This is a genomic window from Actinomadura sp. NPDC048021, assembly GCF_040653135.1.
Lineage (GTDB): Bacteria > Actinomycetota > Actinomycetes > Streptosporangiales > Streptosporangiaceae > Spirillospora > Spirillospora verrucosospora.
In genome coordinates this window covers 71,462-88,977 of sequence record NZ_JBEZJQ010000013.1, presented here as the reverse complement: position 1 = coordinate 88,977, position 17,516 = coordinate 71,462, and the positions used below count along the sequence as shown (strand labels likewise).

General features: G+C 73.7%; 17 protein-coding genes. 12 read left to right on the top strand and 5 right to left on the bottom strand.

Annotated features, from left to right (window positions below; translation table 11 throughout):
• The first annotated feature begins 45 nt into the window (after positions 1-45).
• Entirely contained in the window at positions 46-222 is a 177-nt protein-coding gene (locus AB0C87_RS22425; RefSeq protein WP_345174656.1) for a hypothetical protein, read from the top strand.
• On the opposite strand, the gene AB0C87_RS22420 is transcribed toward AB0C87_RS22425, so the two are convergent.
• Positions 219-815, bottom strand: a complete 597-nt coding sequence (locus tag AB0C87_RS22420) for a hypothetical protein (RefSeq protein ID WP_345174657.1) — start codon at positions 813-815, stop codon at positions 219-221. The genes AB0C87_RS22425 and AB0C87_RS22420 overlap by 4 nt on opposite strands.
• 91 nt (positions 816-906) lie before the next feature.
• On the opposite strand from AB0C87_RS22420, the gene npdG reads away from it, so the two are divergent.
• The 4 genes from npdG (at position 907) to AB0C87_RS22400 (ending at position 3,922) form a co-directional block, all read left to right on the top strand.
• A complete protein-coding gene (gene npdG / locus AB0C87_RS22415) occupies positions 907-1,602 on the top strand; it encodes an NADPH-dependent F420 reductase (RefSeq protein WP_345174659.1) in 696 nt (231 codons plus the stop codon).
• A gap of 55 nt (positions 1,603-1,657) precedes the next feature.
• A complete protein-coding gene (locus tag AB0C87_RS22410) occupies positions 1,658-2,761 on the top strand; it encodes an NAD-binding protein (protein WP_345174661.1) in 1,104 nt (367 codons plus the stop codon).
• 77 nt (positions 2,762-2,838) lie between these two features.
• Positions 2,839-3,162, top strand: a complete 324-nt coding sequence (locus AB0C87_RS22405; protein WP_353832808.1) for a hypothetical protein — start codon at positions 2,839-2,841, stop codon at positions 3,160-3,162.
• A gap of 10 nt (positions 3,163-3,172) precedes the next feature.
• Entirely contained in the window at positions 3,173-3,922 is a 750-nt protein-coding gene (locus AB0C87_RS22400; protein ID WP_345174666.1) for a hypothetical protein, read from the top strand.
• A gap of 80 nt (positions 3,923-4,002) precedes the next feature.
• Here the strand turns inward: AB0C87_RS22400 and panB are convergent, their stop codons facing one another.
• The gene (panB, locus tag AB0C87_RS22395) at positions 4,003-4,854 is read right to left on the bottom strand and encodes a 3-methyl-2-oxobutanoate hydroxymethyltransferase (protein ID WP_345174668.1); all 852 of its coding nucleotides are present in this window, start codon (positions 4,852-4,854) and stop codon (positions 4,003-4,005) included.
• Between the two features lie 153 nt (positions 4,855-5,007).
• On the opposite strand from panB, the gene AB0C87_RS22390 reads away from it, so the two are divergent.
• The 3 genes from AB0C87_RS22390 (at position 5,008) to AB0C87_RS22380 (ending at position 9,446) form a co-directional block, all read left to right on the top strand.
• Positions 5,008-6,570, top strand: coding sequence for an MFS transporter (locus AB0C87_RS22390; protein WP_345174669.1), 1,563 nt, complete (start codon positions 5,008-5,010; stop codon positions 6,568-6,570).
• A 27-nt stretch (positions 6,571-6,597) separates the two neighbouring features.
• On the top strand, positions 6,598-7,185 hold the full coding sequence (locus AB0C87_RS22385) for a TetR/AcrR family transcriptional regulator (RefSeq protein ID WP_345174672.1): 588 nt from the start codon (positions 6,598-6,600) through the stop codon (positions 7,183-7,185).
• A gap of 140 nt (positions 7,186-7,325) precedes the next feature.
• Positions 7,326-9,446, top strand: coding sequence for a SpoIIE family protein phosphatase (locus AB0C87_RS22380; RefSeq protein ID WP_353832812.1), 2,121 nt, complete (start codon positions 7,326-7,328; stop codon positions 9,444-9,446).
• Positions 9,447-9,622: 176 nt separating this feature from the next.
• Here the strand turns inward: AB0C87_RS22380 and AB0C87_RS22375 are convergent, their stop codons facing one another.
• Positions 9,623-11,413, bottom strand: a complete 1,791-nt coding sequence (locus AB0C87_RS22375; protein WP_353832813.1) for an NAD+ synthase — start codon at positions 11,411-11,413, stop codon at positions 9,623-9,625.
• A 32-nt stretch (positions 11,414-11,445) separates the two neighbouring features.
• Positions 11,446-12,705, bottom strand: coding sequence for an MFS transporter (locus AB0C87_RS22370; protein ID WP_353832814.1), 1,260 nt, complete (start codon positions 12,703-12,705; stop codon positions 11,446-11,448).
• A 54-nt stretch (positions 12,706-12,759) separates the two neighbouring features.
• Here AB0C87_RS22370 and AB0C87_RS22365 point away from each other — a divergent pair, with 54 nt between their 5' ends.
• Complete coding sequence (locus AB0C87_RS22365; RefSeq protein WP_345174678.1) at positions 12,760-13,785, top strand: DUF5937 family protein; 1,026 nt, start codon at positions 12,760-12,762, stop codon at positions 13,783-13,785.
• On the opposite strand, the gene AB0C87_RS22360 is transcribed toward AB0C87_RS22365, so the two are convergent.
• On the bottom strand, positions 13,725-14,756 hold the full coding sequence (locus AB0C87_RS22360) for a terpene synthase family protein (RefSeq protein WP_360579299.1): 1,032 nt from the start codon (positions 14,754-14,756) through the stop codon (positions 13,725-13,727). The two genes, AB0C87_RS22365 and AB0C87_RS22360, sit on opposite strands and share 61 nt — an antisense overlap.
• A gap of 161 nt (positions 14,757-14,917) precedes the next feature.
• Between AB0C87_RS22360 and AB0C87_RS22355 the strand changes: the two genes are divergently transcribed.
• The 3 genes from AB0C87_RS22355 to AB0C87_RS22345 are packed head-to-tail and all read left to right on the top strand — an operon-like array spanning position 14,918 to position 17,393.
• Positions 14,918-15,742, top strand: coding sequence for a transporter substrate-binding domain-containing protein (locus AB0C87_RS22355; RefSeq protein WP_345174683.1), 825 nt, complete (start codon positions 14,918-14,920; stop codon positions 15,740-15,742).
• Complete coding sequence (locus AB0C87_RS22350) at positions 15,700-16,569, top strand: amino acid ABC transporter permease (protein ID WP_345174685.1); 870 nt, start codon at positions 15,700-15,702, stop codon at positions 16,567-16,569. The genes AB0C87_RS22355 and AB0C87_RS22350 overlap by 43 nt, the downstream gene beginning before the upstream one ends.
• On the top strand, positions 16,566-17,393 hold the full coding sequence (locus AB0C87_RS22345) for an amino acid ABC transporter ATP-binding protein (RefSeq protein WP_345174687.1): 828 nt from the start codon (positions 16,566-16,568) through the stop codon (positions 17,391-17,393). The genes AB0C87_RS22350 and AB0C87_RS22345 overlap by 4 nt, the downstream gene beginning before the upstream one ends.
• The last annotated feature ends 123 nt before the right edge of the window (positions 17,394-17,516 follow it).

The following is a 17,516-nucleotide window of genomic DNA, read 5'->3' as shown; positions in this document are numbered from 1 at the left end:
ATCCGGGCACACTCTCGTGCCAGCGCATGATCGAAAGGAGCGCCGATGGCCGGTGACGACGGTGACTGGTGGTTCTGCCTGAAGCACATGAAGCCCGAGCACGGGGCCGGCTGCCCCGGCAAGGACCGCATGGGCCCCTACAGGACCGAGGGCGAGGCCGCGGACGCCATGGCCATCGCCCGCGAGCGCAACGAGGCGTGGCGCAGGCAGGACGAGGACTAGTCCGGGACCGGGCCGGAGACGGCGTCGAGGAGCCGGGCGAGGCGGCGCCTGAGCCCGCGCGGGCTCCGCTCCGGCTCCCGGCCCGCGGCCGCGCTGACGAGGTGCTGCGCCCCGTCGAACGACATGAGGGCCTCGCCCGGCGGGACGGTCAGCGCCTCGTGGGCGAGGCCGCGCAGCTCGCGGTCGCCGCCCTCCAGCGCGAGGACGGTCGCCCCGGTGCGGCGCGCGTCGTCCACCCGCTCCAGCAGCGGGACGGGCGCCCCCTCCTCGGCGACGACGAACAGCGTCTCGCCGCGCCGGGCCTCCTCCAGCCGATCCAGCCCGACCCGCAGGTGCGCGGGCGCGTCGGCCGGCGGCTCCCAGCGCACCAGCGTGGGCGCGAGGCCGGGGGCGCCGCCGAGCCGGCTCTCGTCGTCGAGGTGCGCCGCCAGATGCCACGGGTCGCCCGCCGGCGTGCCGACCAGCAGGAGCCCGCCCGGGGTGCGGGACGTGACGCGCAGCGCCCGGCCGAACTCCTCGGTCCGCTCCAGCCAGCCCGTCGCCGACAGGACCTCGCGCAACATCGATATCTGCTCGGCGTCCACGGGCACCATGGTGCCCCACCCCGCGCCCCCGGCAGGCCCTTTCGGCGATGCGGGAGCCCGGCGCCGGGCCGCCGGTGAGCGGCCTGGCAGACTCGGCCGCATGACTGAGCAGCAGCAGAAGACGCCCTACGACCTTCCCGACGCGAGCGGCCTGACCATCGGCATCCTCGGCGGGACGGGAGACCAGGGCAAGGGCCTCGCGCGCCGTTTCGCGCTGGCCGGGCACCGCGTGACGATCGGGTCGCGCAAGGCCGAGCGCGCCCAGGCCGCCGCGGACGAGCTCGGCGCGGACCTGCCCGTCTCCGGCGCGGAGAACCCGGTCGCGGCCGGGGACTCCGACGTGGTGATCGTGGCGGTGCCGTGGGACGGGCACAGGGCCACGCTGGAGTCGCTGCGCGCCGAGCTGGCCGGCAAGATCGTCGTGGACTGCGTGAACCCGCTCGGCTTCGAGAAGGGCAAGGGAGCGTTCGCGCTGCCGGTCGAGGAGGGCAGCGCCGCCGAGCAGGCCGCGGCCGTCCTGCCCGACAGCCGGGTCGTGGCCGCCTTCCACCACGTGTCGGCCAGGCTGCTGCTCGACCCCGAAGTGGACCAGATGGAGCTGGACGTGCTGGTGCTCGGCAACGACCGGGAGGCCACCGACCTCGTCCAGGCCCTCGCCGGGCGGATCCCCGGCATGCGCGGCGTCTACGGCGGGCGGCTGCACAACGCCCACCAGATCGAGGCGTTCACCGCCAACCTCATCTCCATGAACCGCCGCTACAAGGCCCACGCCGGACTGCGCATCACGGACGTCTGACCGCGCATCGGGCGGGCCGTCCCCGGTACGGTGCCAGCATGAACGGTCGGCCGGCATGAACGGTCAGGACGCCGCGCGGCGGCCGCTCGTCCTGCTGCCGTCGGCCCGGACGGGGCCGCTGCGCGCGGTGGCGAAGCGGGTCGGGCTGGCGCTCGTCCTGCTGCTCATGGTGGTGGCCGTGGTCTACCTCGACCGCGACGGGTACCGCGACACCGGCGACGGGCGGCTGTCGCTTCTGGACGCCTTCTACTACGCCTCCGTGACCATGTCCACGACCGGGTACGGCGACATCACCCCGGTCGGGGACGGCGCGAGGCTCGTCAACATCGTCTTCATCACGCCCGTCCGGGTGCTGTTCCTCATCGTCCTCGTGGGCACGACCCTGGAGGTGCTGGCGGAACGCACCCGCGACGACTGGCGAAGGTCCCGCTGGAGGGCACGCGTGCGCGACCACATCGTGGTGGCCGGCTACGGCACGAAGGGCCGCAGCGCCATCCGGACCCTGCTGAGCACCGGGGTGCCGCCCGAGTCGATCGTCGTCGTGGACCCGGACCCGCGGGTCGTGGCCGAGGCCGCCGAGGCCGGGTTCGCGGGCGTCGTCGGGGACGCGACCCGGAGCTCGGTGCTCAGGCAGGCCTCGGTCCAGCGGGCCCGCGAGATCGTGGTGGCGAGCGCCCGCGACGACACCGCGGTGCTGATCACACTGACCGCCCGGCAGCTCAACCCGCACGCCGGCATCCAGGCGGCGGTGCGCGAGTCGGAGAACGTCCCGCTGCTGCGCCAGTCCGGCGCCGACCACGTGGTGACCTCGTCGGAGGCGGCGGGGCGGCTGCTCGGGGTCTCCACCACGCAGCCGAGCGTCGGCGAGGTCATCGAGGACCTGCTGGAGCAGGGGAGCGGCCTCGACCTGGTGGAGCGCGAGGTCCACCCGGACGAGGTCGGCGGCCCGCTCGGCGCGGTCCGCGTCCCCGCGCTGGCGGTGGTGCGGGACGGGCGGCTGCTGCCGTTCGACGACGCCGGCTGCGCGGCCCTCGAACCGGGCGACCGCCTGATCGTGGCGCGGTCCTCCTCCCGGCGCCGCGGCCCGTCCGGTGCGGAGGAGGAGGACGGCCGGGACGGGGCCGGGCCGCCGGACGGTCCCCGAGACCGAGACCACTGACCGTGCGGGGAGCGGTTCGGGCCTGCGCCGCGTCCTAGTCCTGGATTACCATCGCAGTGGCGACAGGCGGGGTGGAGATGAGAGAGAACCGGTCGGCAGATCCGTGGAGCGCGTTCCTGGCCCCTTCCGGGCGGAGCGGCGGCGCCCGGCCGCCGGGCGCGGCGCCCGCCGGTGAGCCCGGCCGCGCCGCCGGGTACGCCGAGCCGGGCGCGGAGGACGCGTGCCGCCGCGTGCTGGCGCAGTTGCGGGCGGCCAACGGCCCGCTGTCGCTGGAGCAGATCCACCACGCCACCCGGCTCGGGCTGCTGGAGGTCGCCGACGCCGTGGACGTGCTGCGCGAGCGCGGCCTCGTCGCGGTGGAACGGGAGATCGACGAGGTCGTCCGGCTGACCGGGGAGTGACCGCGGCCCGATGATCGGATACGTCGTCGCGGTCTCGCTGAGCTGCCTGGTCGGCATCGCCGAGCTGGTCAGCCGGTACCGGGACCGGCCCACCACGCTGGTCCGGGTGCCGAGCACCTGGGCGTACGTGCTGATCAACGGGGGAGCGGGCGCGGGCTCGCTGCTGCTCCTGCACACCTTCGGCTGGCGGTTCGGCGTCCAGTCGCCGCACGTCGCCGAGGCGACGCAGGTGCTCGTGGCGAGCCTCGGCTCGATGATGGTGTTCCGCAGCGCGGTGTTCACCGTCCGGGTCGGCGACGAGGACGTCGCCGTCGGGCCGAGCACGCTGCTGACCTCGCTGCTGGCCGCCGCCGACCGGGGCGTCGACCGGATGCAGGCCAAGACCCGCGCGCACGAGGCGGGCGAGATCATGCGGGGCGTCTCGTTCGCCCGGTCGCGGCTCGCGCTGCCGACGTACTGCCTCGGCCTGCTGCAGAACGTCTCCGCCGAGGACCAGGCCGACCTGCGCACGGCCGTGGACGCGCTCGCCGGCAGCGAGATGACCGACGGCCAGATGGCCCTCAACCTCGGGCTGCTGCTGATGAACGTCGCCGGTCCCGACGTGCTGCGCTCCGCCGTGGAGACGCTCCGCGACGAGATCACGGCGGACGGCGCGGCCCCGCGCCGCGTCCCGCCGCCGCGCGACGGCCAGGGCCACGAGGGCGGCCGGTCCGGCGCCGGAGCACGGCCCTCGCCCGTCCGCTCCGACCCCGACCAGTAGGCGGAAACCACACACGGCCGCGCCGGGGGCGGCGCGGCCGTGCGGGGGTGGGCCTGGTTCGGCGCTGGGGCCCGTGCCCGCTAGTGGTAGGTGTGCTCCGGCGCCGGGTAGGCGCCGCTGACGACCTCGTCGGCGTAGGCGCGGGCCGCCTCGCCGAGCAGGGTGTTCATGTCGGCGAACTTCTTGACGAACTTCGCGGTGTGCGGGGTGAGGCCGGCCATGTCCTGCCAGACGAGGACCTGCGCGTCGGTCTGGTTGCCGCCGCCGATGCCGATCGTCGGGATGGACAGGGACGCGGTGACGCGGGCGGCGAGTTCCTCGGGCACGCATTCGAGGACGACGGAGAACGCGCCCGCCGCCTCCAGCGCCTTGGCGTCGGCCATCAGCTCGTCGCCGTCCTGGCCCCGGCCCTGCACCCGGTAGCCGCCGAACGCGTTCACCGACTGCGGGGTGAGGCCGAGGTGGCCCATCACCGGGATGCCGGCCGCGACCATCGCCTCGGCCTGCGGGATGACGCGGCGCCCGCCCTCCAGCTTGATCGCGTGGGCGCCGGTCTCCTTGAGGAACCGGGTGGCGGCCGTCAGCGCCTCGGTGACGCCCGTCTGGTAGGAGCCGAACGGCAGGTCGGCGACCACCATGGCGCGCTTGGAGCCGCGGACGACGGCCGCGGTGAGCGGGATCAGGTCGTCCACGGTGACGGGGATGGTCGAGTCGTAGCCGTAGACCACCATCGCGGCGGAGTCGCCGACGAGCAGCACGGGGATGCCGGCCTCGTCGAAGATCCGTGCGGTGAGGGCGTCGTAGGCGGTGAGCATCGGCCACTTCTCGTGCCGCTGCTTCGCCGCCGCGATGTCGCGTACGGTCACCCTGCGCCCGCTCGTACCGCCGTAGAGTGCGGTCGGCTGTGCCGGGGGTGCGACGGATGAAGACATGCAGAACCTCCGCTGGTCTTGAGGCGCCACTGCGGCGTACCCAGACGAAACCGATGGTGCCACCTGGCCAACGATTCGGGTACCCCTCCCCATTCCAGAATTTTCTCCGCCGGGCCGGGAACAGATTCCGAAACGATACCGTTGCGTATCGACATGGACCCCCAGACGATCCAGCGGCGCCGGTGGTACATCCTCGGCGTCCTGACCATGAGCCTGCTGGTGGTGGTGCTGGACAACACCATCCTCAACGTCGCGCTCAAGACCATCGCCGACCCCGACAAGGGCCTCGGCGCCACGCAGAGCCAGCTCGAATGGGCGATCAACTCCTACACGCTGGTCTTCGCCGGCCTGCTGTTCACCTTCGGCGTGATCGGCGACCGGATCGGCCGCAAGCGCGTGCTCGTCGGCGGCATGGCGGTGTTCGCCCTCGCCTCGCTGGTGTCGGCGTACGCGCAGTCGCCCGAGCAGCTCATCTACGCCCGCGCCCTGATGGGCCTCGGCGGCGCCGCGGTCATGCCGCAGACGCTGTCGATCATCACGAACGTCTTCGAGCCGCACGAGCGCGCCCGCGCCATCGGCATCTGGGCCGGCGCGGTCGGCCTCGGCGTCGCCATCGGCCCGCTCACCGGCGGCCTGCTGCTCGCCCACTTCTGGTGGGGCTCGGTCTTCCTCATCAACGTGCCGGTCATCGCGGTCGGCGTCACGCTGATGGCGTTCCTGGTCCCCGAGTCGCGCAACCCCGCCCCCGGCCGGCTCGACCCGGTCGGCGTGGTGCTGTCGGTCATCGGCCTGGTCGTCCTGTCGTACGGGATCATCCAGGGCGGTGAGAAGGGCGACTGGCTGCAGGCGCCCGTGCTCGGCCCGATCCTCGCCGGCGCCGCCGTCCTCGCCCTGTTCGTGTGGCACGAGGCCCGCACCGCGTCCCCGGCCTTCGACGTCCGGCTGTTCAAGGACGCGCGCATGTCGGCCGCCGTCGCCTCCATCGCGCTGTGCTTCTTCGCCGCCACCGGCGTGTTCTTCTTCGCCAACTTCTACATGCAGTCGGTGCGGGGCCTGACGCCGCTCCAGTCCGGGGCCATGGTGCTGCCGTTCGCCGTCGCGCAGCTCGCCTTCGCCCCGCGCAGCGCCGCGATGGTGCGCCGGTTCGGCGCCAAGGCGGTCTGCACCGTCGGGCTGCTGCTGGTCACCGTCGCGCTGGCGAGCTACCAGTTCGTCGGCGTCCACACCTCCCTGTGGATCCTCGGCGCGATCTTCTTCGTGCAGGGCGTCGGGATGGCCAACGTGATGCCGCCCGCCACCGAGTCGGTCATGTCCGCGCTGCCCCGCGAGAAGGCCGGCGCCGGATCGGCCATCAACAACACCGCCCGCCAGGTCGCGGTCGCGATGGGCGTGGCCGTGCTCGGCTCGGTCGTCGCCTCCGTCTACCGCGGCGACCTGCGCGCCGAGCTCGCCGCGCTGCCCGCCGGCGCGCGGCAGGCCGCCGCCGAGTCGATCGAGGGCGCGCACGCCGTCGCCGCCCGGATGGGCCCCGCCGGGCAGGGCCTCGTCGGCCCCGCCGACGCCGCCTTCGTGCACGCCATGCACGCCGCGTCCGTCGCCGCCGCCGTGGTCTCCCTCATCGGCGCCCTGGTCGTCCTGAAGTGGATGCCGGGACGCGCCGCGGCGCCGTCCGAGCAGGCTCCGGCCGAGCGGCGGCCGGAGAAGGCCGCCGTGTGACGGCCGGTGTGGCAGGGTGAGGGAATCATGACCGGGACCGAGCGGCGGCAGGCGGGGCGGCCGCGCAGCGAGCGCGCCGAGAAGGCCATCGTCGAGGCCACCCTGGACCTGCTGGCCGAGGAGTCGGGGGTGGCGGGCGTCTCCATCGAGGCGGTCGCCGCCCGCGCCGGCGTCGGCAAGACGACGATCTACCGGCGCTGGCCCAGCAAGGAGGCGCTGATCGTGCACGCGCTCGGCGCGGTGAAGGAGCCGCTGCCCGAACCGTCCGGCGCGTCCGCCCGCGAGGACCTCACCGCGATCGCGCGGCGGTTCGCGGGCGACCGGCACCGACGGTACTCGCGGTGCTTCTGGAACGTCGTCGGCGGCGCGGAGAAGCACCCCGAGCTGTACGCCCGCTACCGGCAGGAGGTCATCGAGCCGCGGCGGGACGTCATCCGCAGGGTGATCCAGCGCGGGGTCGACTCCGGGGAGCTGCGCCCCGACCTCGACGTGGAGGTCGCGATGTCGCTGCTGCTCGGCTCCCTGACCGCCAAGCGGCCGCAGGAGACGTTCCCCGAGGGGTACGCCGACGCGGTCGTCGACACCCTCCTGCGGGGCATCGAGAGCGCGCGGTAAAGCCGTCCGGAAGCGGACGACGGGCGGTTTTAGGCGCGGTAAGCGCGATCTTCTCCCCTTACCGCTGGCTCATGCCCCATACTGTCGCTGGGTAGTGCTGAGACGACCGGCTGTCTGGAGCGCGTCAGGTGAGATCCGTCATGGCGCCGCGAGGCGATGCGCCAGCCACCGATTCGGCGTCCCGGACCCTGGTCCTGGGCATCGACGGTGCTCGGCACATCGTGCAGTGCGGCCCGAACGCCAAGGCCGTCCTCGGCCGTGCCCCCGAGGAGCTGATCGGCCGGCCCGCGACCGACCTGGTCGGCGACGAGGCGAAGGCCGAGCTGGAGACCCTCCTTGAGGCCAACGGCGGCGGGCAGGAGCGCAACGGCGTGATGGGCGTGCTGCGCGGCGACGGCGGCGCGCCCGCCGACGCCCTCCTCACCGTGCAGCCGATGCTCGGAGGCGGCCCGGGCGCGGCGCCCGCCGCGCTGCTGTTCATCCGCGTCGAGCTGCCGCCGAGCGAGCGCTACCAGGACCCGGCCCTCATGCGGCGCGCCCTGATGGACGACCCGCTCACCCGGTTCGGCGCCACGCTCGACCTCGACCAGTCCGCCCGCGGTCTCGTCGACGTCGTCGTCCCGCACTTCTGCAACGTCGCGTCGGTGCTGGTGCTGGAGAGCCTGGTCGCCGCCGACGAGGTGCACGCCGAGTCCGGCTCGGCGGTGCTGCGCCGCATCGCCGTCACCTCCGACGACGGCAACCCGGCCTGGACGTCCACGTTCCCCGTCGGCGAGGTGCTCGTCTTCCCGGAGGGCACGCCGTACCGGCAGGTCATGGAGACCGCCCGGCCCGTCCACCTGCCGCACATCGAGGTGGACCGCGCGAGTGAGATCGGCCGCCTGTGGCGGCGCGGCCCTGCGGGCGAGCTGCTGTCGAACGTGTCGATGGTGCTGCTGCCGATGATCGCCCGTGACACGCTGCTCGGCTTCATCGCCTGCACCCGCGTCCCCGGCTTCCGCAAGTTCGACGCCTACGACGTCGAGATCGGCATGGAGTTCGCCGCCCGCGCCGCCATCGTCATCGACAACGCCCGGCGCTACAGCCGCGAGCGGGCGACCGCGCTCGCGCTCCAGCGCAGCCTGCTGCCGATGCGGCTGTCCGCGCCGTCCTCGGTCGAGGTCCGGCACCGCTACCTGCCGGGCAGCAAGCTGGTCGAGGTCGGCGGCGACTGGTACGAGTCGATCGCGCTGCCCGGCGCCCGCGTCGCCCTGATCGTCGGGGACGTCGCCGGGCACGGCGTCCGCGCGGCCGTCACCATGGGGCGGCTGCGCACCGCCCTGCACACGCTCGCGAACCTGGAGCTGCCGCCCGCCGACGCCCTGCACGTCATGCACGAGCTGATGATCGAGCTGGGCGAGCAGGAGCCGCACTTCGCCACCTGCGTCTACGCGGTGTACGACGCGACCAGCGGCACCATCGAGATCGCCTCCGCCGGGCACCTGCCGCCGCTGCTGGCGAGCCCGACCGGCGACAACGAGTACCTGGAGGTCCCGCCCGCGCCGCCGCTCGGCGTCTCGGGCGGCTCGGCCATCGAGAGCCGCGAGTTCCCCGTCGAGGACGGCAGCCTCTTCGTGATCTACACCGACGGCCTGGTCGAGAACCGGGGCCGCGACATCGACGACGGCCTCGCCCGCCTCCAGAAGATCTTCGGCCGCGACTCGGTCGACCGCTCCATGGAGGACCTCGCCAAGACCACCCTCGCGGGCGTCTACGCCGACCAGCACCGCGACGACATCGCCGTCCTGATCGCCCGGCTGCGCCGCCTTCCCCAGGACCGGTACTCCTCCTGGACGCTGCCCGCCGACCCGGCCGCCGTCCGCCGCGCCCGCGGCCTCGTCAGCACCCGCCTGGCGGAATGGGACCTGGAGGACCTCGACTACACCACCGAGCTGCTGGCCTCCGAGCTCATCACCAACGCGCTCCGCTACGCCCACGGCCCGATCGAGCTGCGCCTCCTGCTGGAGCGCACCCTCGTCCTGGAGGTTCTGGACCGCTCCGCCGCCCTTCCGCGCCTGCGCCGCGCCGAGGACGACGACGAGAACGGCCGCGGCCTCCTGGTCGTCAGCCAGCTCGCCCACCGCTGGGGCAGCCGCCGCACCGCCGCGGGCAAGGTCGTCTGGTGCGAGCAGATCGTCCCCGGCGTCGACCCCGACGCCTCGGAGCAGGTCCCCGCCTGGCCCGAAGAGGCCTGGCCCGGCGAACTCCACCACCGCGAATAGCCCAGGGGGAGCGACCCCTTCCCAGGGGCGACGGGGTGACCTGAGCGAGGGCGCGAGCCGGGCGACCGCAGCGCCACCGGCAAACCTGCACGGACACAACACGCCCGCACTGTGGCGTGAGGATCGTCCGGCTCGCGACGGGGGTTCCAGGGGGTCGCCCCCCTGGGAAGACACAGCTAGCTCAGCTTCTCGCGCCAGCGGTTGGTGATGGGGAGGCGGCGGTCGCGCCCGAAGTTCTTGGGCGTGATCTTGGGGCCGGGCGGGTACTGGCGGCGCTTGTACTCGGCGATGTCGACGAGGCGGATGGCGCGCTCGACCAGGGCCGGGTCGTGGCCGGCCTCGACGAGGGCGTCGCGGCCCATGTCGCGCTCGACGTAGTCGGTCAGGATGGGGTCCAGGAGGGCGTATTCGGGGAGGCTGTCGCGGTCGCGCTGGTCGGGGCGCAGCTCGGCGGACGGCTCCTTGACGATGATGGCCTCGGGGATGGGCTCCTGCGTGAAGGGGTGCAGGAGCGGCGAGTCCTTGCCCGCCTGGGCGTTGCGCCAGCGGGCGAGGTCCCAGACGGTGAGCTTGAAGACGTCCTTGATGGGGCCGAAGCCTCCCGCGGAGTCGCCGTAGAGGGTGGAGTACCCGGTCGCCAGCTCGCTCTTGTTGCCGCCGGTGAGGACGAGGTGGCCGTCCTCGTTGGACAGGGCCATCCACACGTTGGCGCGGATGCGGGCCTGGAGGTTCTCGGCGGCGAGGCCGTGCAGGTCGAGCTGCTCCTCGAACGCCTCGACCATGCCGGCGATGGGGACGAGGCGCGAGTTGATCCCCTGCCGCTTGACGAGCTCCTCGGCGTCCACGACGGAGCCCTCCGAGGAGTAGCGGCTCGGCAGCAGGACGGCGTGCACGTTCTCCGGGCCGATGGCGTCGGAGGCGATGGTGGCGACGAGCGCCGAGTCGATGCCGCCGGACAGGCCGAGCACGACGGAGCGGAAGCCGTTCTTGCGGACGTAGTCGCGGGTGCCGAGGACGAGCGCCGCGTACACCTCGGCGAGGTCCTCCAGGGGCGGCGCGACCGTGCCCGGCTCGGCGGGGTAGGCGGGCAGCGGGTCGGCGGACAGGACGTGCCGGTCGATGGCGATCGTGGTGCCGTCCTGGGCGTCGACGCGGACGGGGCCCTCGTCGGCGGCGGGGCCGGCGGCCGGGAGGTCGAGGTCGGTGACGAGGAGGTGCTCGACGAACTGGGGGGCGCGCGACAGCGGCGAGCCGTCCGGGCCGACGATGAGCGAGTCGCCGTCGAAGACGAGCTCGTCCTGGCCGCCGACCAGGTTGACGTAGGCGAGCGCGCAGCCGGCCTCGCGGGCGCGGCCGGCGCACAGGTCGAGGCGGACGTCGTCCTTGTCGCGCTCGTAGGGGGAGGCGTTGATCACCAGCAGCAGCCCGGCGCCCGAGGCGCCGGTGGCGCTGACCGGGCCGCCGTCCTGCCAGAGGTCCTCGCAGATGGCGGTGGCGATGTCCACGCCGTGCAGCCGGACGACCGGCAGCCGGTCGCCGCGCGCGAAGATCCGGTACTCGTCGAACACGCCGTAGTTGGGCAGGTGGTGCTTGGCGGAGCGGACGAGCACCTCGCCGCCGTGCAGCCACGCGGCCGCGTTCAGCGGCAGGCCGCCGGCCCGGCCGGAGCGGGCCGCGCCGGCCGGCGGGCAGTCGAGGTAGCCGGTGACGACGGGGAGGTCGCCGAGGCCCTCGTCGGCGAGCCGGCGGGCGAGGCGCAGGAGGGCGTCGCGGGACGCCGCCACGAAGGACGCGCGCAGCGCGAGGTCCTCCACGGGGTAGCCGGTCAGCATCATCTCCGGGAATGCGACGAGGTGCGCGCCCGCCTCGGCGGCGCGGCGCGTCCACGTCACGATCTGGTCGGCGTTGCCGTCGAGGTCGCCGACGGTCGAGTTCACCTGTGCGAGCGCGAGCCTGAGTTGTGCCACGGTCCAAGGGTAGAGCGTCCCGCCCAGTTTCGTCACTTTGACGAGAAGTCGGCGGCGAGCGCGGCGGCGCGCCGCCGCCGGATCGCGGGAGCCAGCGCGAGCTGCGCCGCGGCGGCGCCCAGGGCGAGACCCGCGCAGGTCAGCCACAGCGCGGGCGCCCCTCCGGCGCCGAGCAGCTGGGTGCCGCCGAGGGGCGCCAGCAGGAAGCCGCCCGACCACGCCATCCCGTACAGGCCGCCGTACCGGCCGCGCAGGTCGGCGGGGGCGAGGTCGGCGACCACGGCCTGCAGGACGGACGCGGCGATGATCTCCCCGAGCGTCCACACCAGGATCGTCGCGGTGTAGGCGGCCACGGACGAGGCGAGCGAGGTGAGCCCGTAGCCGGCCCCGACCAGCGCGAAGCCCGCCGCCAGCACCAGGCTGTGGTCGCGCCGCGCCAGCCACGCGTTCACCAGCGGCTGGACGATGATGATCAGCGTGCCGTTCGCCGCGATCGCCAGGCCGTAGGACTGCGGGCCGAGCCCGTCCTCCTTCATGGCGAGCGGCATCGTCGTCATGCCCTGCATGAGCACGAACGTGTAGAAGAGGGTGACCAGCACGTAGCCGACCATGACCCGGTCGCGCAGCACGCGGCCGAACCCGCCCGCCCGCTCGGCGCGGGCCTCGCGGGTCCGCGTCTCCGGGATCGCCCGCCACACGAGCAGGCCGAACGCCGCGCAGGTGAGGGCGTCGATCCAGAACAGCCACAGGAAGCCCTGCTGTGCGAGCGTCCCGCCGAGCACCATGGCGAAGGCCCAGCCGAGGTTGATCGCCCAGAACAGCAGCCCGAACGCGCGCGGGCGCTCGGCCGGGGAGATGATGTCGGCCACCATCGCCTGGGCGGCGGGCCGGTACATGTCCAGGAGCAGGCCGAGCACCAGCGCGGCGGCGAGGATCGCGGCGAGGCCCTGGGCGTAGCCGAGCGCGAGCATGGCCGCGCCGGTGCCGACGGTCGCGAGCGTCAGCGTCGCGCGGCGGCCGATGCGGTCGGCGAGCATGCCGCCCGCGAGCTGCCCGGCGAGCGAGCCCGCGCCGAGCACGGCCATCGTCACGCCGGCCTGGGCCAGCGACAGGCCGCGCATGGTCGTCAGGTAGAGGCCGAGGAACGGCTCGACCATGGTCCCGAGGCGGTTGAGCAGGGTGCCCGCCCACAGCACCCAGAAGGGCCGGGGGAAGCCGCCCACCCGGGGGCGGAGGAAAGCCGCGAACCTGCCGGGAGCGGGACCGATGGGAGGTTCTTCCAGAAGGGTCACGTGACGATGGTGGAGGCGGCCCGCGCTCCGAGATAATCATTTAGCCTGGGCTAAATGATCGAGTTCGTGCTCGCGCCGGACGACGTGGCGCGGGTCCGGTTCGCGTTCTCGCCGCTGTGGGAGATGGTGCGCAGCCTGCGGGTGCTCGCCGACCCGTCCGGCCACGCGCTCCACCTGCCGTGGGTGCGCACCGTCCGGCCCCGCCTGCGCGGTCTCGGCTTCGAGCCGCTGCTGGACGTCGTCCTGCCCGCCGGGTACATCCCGGACTTCCTCACCCCGCCCCCGCGCACGCCGCTGCCCGACCTCGGCGCGGAGATCGCGACCGTCCGCGCCACGCCGCCCGAGGTCGTCGCCGCCGAGCTCAGCTGGGCCGCGCCCGGCGCCCCGCCCCGGCCCACCCGCCGCGCCATGGCCGCCGACCCCGAACGCACCCGGGACGACCTCGCCGACCTGCTCGAACGGTACTGGGAGGTGGCCGTGGAGCCGTTCTGGCCGCGCATCCGCGACCTGCTGGAGGGGGAAGTGCTGCGCCGCAGCGGCGCGCTCGCCGCCGAGGGCGCCGAGGGCGTGTTCGGCGACCTGCACGAGGCGGTCTCCTGGCGTGCCGGGACGCTCTCCGTCGACCGCCACTGGCACTTCCGCGGCGAGCTCGCCGGGCGCGGCATCCTGCTCGTCCCGAGCGCGTACGTGTGGCCGAACGTGTCGGTGATGGTGCCGCCCTACCAGCCGATGGTCAGCTACCCGCCGCGCGGCGCGGCGACGCTGTGGGAGACCGGGCCGCCGGACGAGCCGCGCGCCGGCGCCCTGGCCGCGCTGATCGGACGCCGCCGCGCCGAGCTGCTCACGGCCCTCGCCACGCCCGCGTCCACCACCGACCTCGCCAGGCGGACGGGCGTGACCGCGGGGGCCGTCAGCCAGCACCTGGGCGTCCTGCGCGCCTGCGGCCTCGTCACCGGGCACCGCATGGGCCGCCGCGTCCTGTACGTCCGCACCCCGGCCGGGGACGCCCTCGCCGGGGCTCAGCGCAGCGACGCGAGCGCGTCCAGGCGCGGCGGGGCGGGGGAGGCCTCCGGTCCGTAGCGGCCGGACTCGGCGAGCCAGTCCATGTGCGCGCGCGGCGTGTCCAGCAGGACCTTGACGACCTGCGCGGCGGCGGCGCGCTGCGCGACCGTCAGGTCCAGCCGGTCGAGCATCTCCGGCAGCCTGCGCGCCGCCGCCCACGCCTCCTCCAGCCGGTCGGCGATCCGCTCGGCGACCAGGTGGGCCGCCCGCGCCTCGTCCACCCCGTGCGCCCTGGCGAGGACGGCGGGCAGGTCGTGCACGTCGCCGCGCGCGGCCTCCAGGTCGTGCGAGGCGAGGTCGTTGGCCCACGCGACCGCGTCGGCGACGCCGTCGGCGAGGGTCTTCCAGCGGGGCGTGCGCAGCAGCCGCGCCGGCAGCTCGACGCCGAGGACGGCCTCCACCAGGTCGAACAGGAACGGGCCGCAGGCCCGCCGGCGCAGCGCCGGGTACTCCTGCTCGGTCGGGACGTGGCTGATCCGCCGGTTGACGGCCTCCTCGGCGCAGCCGTCGCGGTGCGCCTCCAGGTGCAGCATGAACCGCCGGCGCCAGTCGCGGCTCATGTCCTTGGACGTGGCGTGCCACAGCTCGACCAGCGCCGCCTCCAGCGGCCGGGCGCCGGGCCGGGCGTGGCCGCGGCGCATCGCGCGCAGCAGGTCGTCGTACAGCCCGTGCACGGCGCTGCCGCTGTCGGCGAGCGGCGGGTGGTCGAGCGTGTCGTCCAGCGCGAGGGTCCAGGTCAGCCAGCGGGCGAACAGGTCCACGGCGGCCAGGTCGGCGGACGGCAGGACGCGGGCGGCGAGCCGCTCGCAGCGCGCCCGGCCGAGCGGGGAGGTGTCCGGATCTCCGAGCACCAGCCCGCGGCCGCGTGCCCAGGCCTCCACCTGCGCGCACAGCTGCCACGACTCCGGGTGCATGGCCGACGGGGTGGCCAGCGCGGTCACCCGGTCGGTCATCGAGAGAAGAAGTGAGATGTCCACGACGCGATCCACGCTAACGATCACCTTGCCGGACGACCATGATCGCCACGTCAATTTCCGGGAAACGGATATCCGGGGACGGTCATGGGCGAGTCAGCCGCCCGCCCCCTGCCCCCGGCCGGGGGGACGTGCGATAGTGCGGTGATCGGAAGCGAGCACGATCAGGAGGAAACGTGTCGAGACGGACGACGCTCCGGGCCTTCGGCGCGGGGCTCGCGGCCCTGGCGCTGACGGCGTCGGCGTGCGGCGGTGACAAGGGCGCGACGGTGCAGGGCGTGAAGCTCATCGAGAAGGGCGCGCTCACCTCGTGCACGCACCTGCCCTACCCGCCCTTCCAGTCGGAGGACAAGAAGTCGGGCAAGGTCGTGGGCTTCGACGTCGAGCTCATCGACCTCGTCGCCAAGCGGCTCGGCGTCACCCAGAAGATCGTCGACACCCCGTTCGAGACGATGAAGACGGGTTCGGCGCTGAACGCCGGCAAGTGCGACATCCAGATGGGCGGCATGACGATCAAGCCCGACCGGGTGAAGTTCATGGACGTCTCCAGCCCCTACTTCGACGCCACGCAGTCGCTGATGGCGAAGAAGGGCAGCGGGATCACCGCGCTCGACGACGTCAAGGCCAGGAAGCTCAAGCTCGGCTCGCAGGCGAGCACGACCGGTGAGGACTTCGTCAAGGGCAAGGGCTTCGACCCGCGCTCGTTCGACAACTCCAACGCCGAGCTGAACGGCCTGCGCACCGGCCAGGTCGACGTGATCGTGCAGGACGACCCGGTCGTCAAGGGCTGGCTGAAGGACCCGGCGAACGCCGGCTTCGAGATCGCCGCCAACCTGAACACCGGCGAGCAGTACGGGTTCTGGATGCGCAAGGGCCACAACCCCGAGCTGGTGAAGATCACCAACGACGTGATCGCGAAGGCGCGGGCGGACGGCTCCTACAAGCGGATCTACGAGAAGTGGATCGGTCCGATGCCGCCGAGCGCCGGCGGCGGCTCGTGACCGCCGAACCGGCGGGTGCGGCGGCGCCGGGCGGGCTGACCCGCCGGCGCCGCCGGCAGCTCTCCCTCGGCGGCCAGTACGGGATCTTCGTGGTCGTCGTGGTGCTGCTGCTGGCGCTCGCCGACTGGGGGACCCTGCGGCTCAACTTCGCCAACTGGGAGGTCGCCAAGAGCCTGTTCCCCGACATCATCACGGTCGGGCTGCGCAACACCGCCCTCTACACCGCGGTCGGGTTCGGGATCGGCCTCGGCGGCGGGCTGGTCGTCGCACTGATGCGGCTGTCGTCGGTGCCCCCGTACCGGTGGTTCGCCACCGCCTACATCGAGATCTTCCGCGGCCTGCCGCTCCTGCTGATCTTCATCTTCGTGGGCGTCGGCGTGCCGCTGGCCTTCCCGGGCACCAACATCCCCGGCGGCGCCGCCGGACAGGCGGGACTGGCCCTCGGCCTCGCCGCGACCGCCTACATGGCCGAGACGATCCGGGCCGGGATCGAGGCCGTCCCGAAGGGGCAGCTGGAGGCGGCGCGGTCGCTCGGCATGTCGCACACCCGCGCGATGCGCTCGATCGTCATCCCGCAGGCGTTCCGGATCATCATCCCGCCGCTCACCAACGAGCTGGTGCTGCTCTGCAAGGACTCCTCGCTGGTGCTGTTCCTCGGCATCACGCTCGAACAGCGGGAGCTCACGAAGTTCGGCCGCGACCTCGCGGGCGAGCAGGGCAACACCACCCCGATCATCGTGGCGGGGATCTGCTATCTGCTCATCACGATCCCGCTGAGCCTGCTGGCCCGGCGGCTGGAGGCGCGGCAGCGCAGGGGGCGGCGATGACGAGCCTTGCCAAGGACACCGGGGCCCCGGCGGCCATCGAGATCAGCGGCCTCCACAAGTCGTTCGGGGCGAACGAGGTGCTGCGCGGCATCGACTTCCACGTCGGGGCCGGCGAGGTCGTCTGCGTGATCGGCCCGTCCGGGTCCGGCAAGTCGACGCTGCTGCGCTGCGTCAACCTGCTGGAGGAGCCCTCCTCCGGGACGGTCCGGGTCGCGGGCGCCGACGTCACCGACCCCGAGGTCGACATCGACGCCGTCCGCCGCCGGATCGGCATGGTCTTCCAGGCGTTCAACCTCTTCCCGCACCTGACCGCGCTCGGCAACGTCATGATCGCCCAGCGGAAGGTGCTGCGGCGGGGCAGGGCGGAGGCCGAGCGGATCGCCCGGGAGAACCTGGAGCGGGTCGGGCTGGCCGACAAGGTCGACGCCTACCCGGCGCAGCTGTCGGGCGGACAGCAGCAGCGCGTGGCCATCGCCCGCGCGCTCGCGATGGGCCCGGAGGTGATGCTGTTCGACGAGCCGACGTCCGCGCTGGACCCCGAGCTGGTCGGGGACGTCCTCGGCGTCATGCGCGGCCTCGCGGAGGCGGGGATGACGATGCTCGTCGTCACCCACGAGATGAGCTTCGCCCGGGAGGCGGCCGACCGGGTGGTGTTCATGGACGGCGGCGTGGTCGTGGAGGAGGGCCCGCCCGACCAGGTGATCGGGGCGCCCGCGCACGAGCGGACCCGGACCTTCCTTTCGCGCGTCCTCGACCCGGCCGCCGCGCGGATCGAGGACGGTCCGCCGTCGGATATGTTCCGATCACCGGCCCCGGACGCGTAACGTCGCGGTAACAGCGTCCGGGCATACTGCAGATACAGCCGGACCGGCTCAGCGCGGCCGGCATGCCGGGCCCGCGTCGCCGACGAACGCAGTCTCGCCGACAGGGCAGTACCGAGGGAGAGG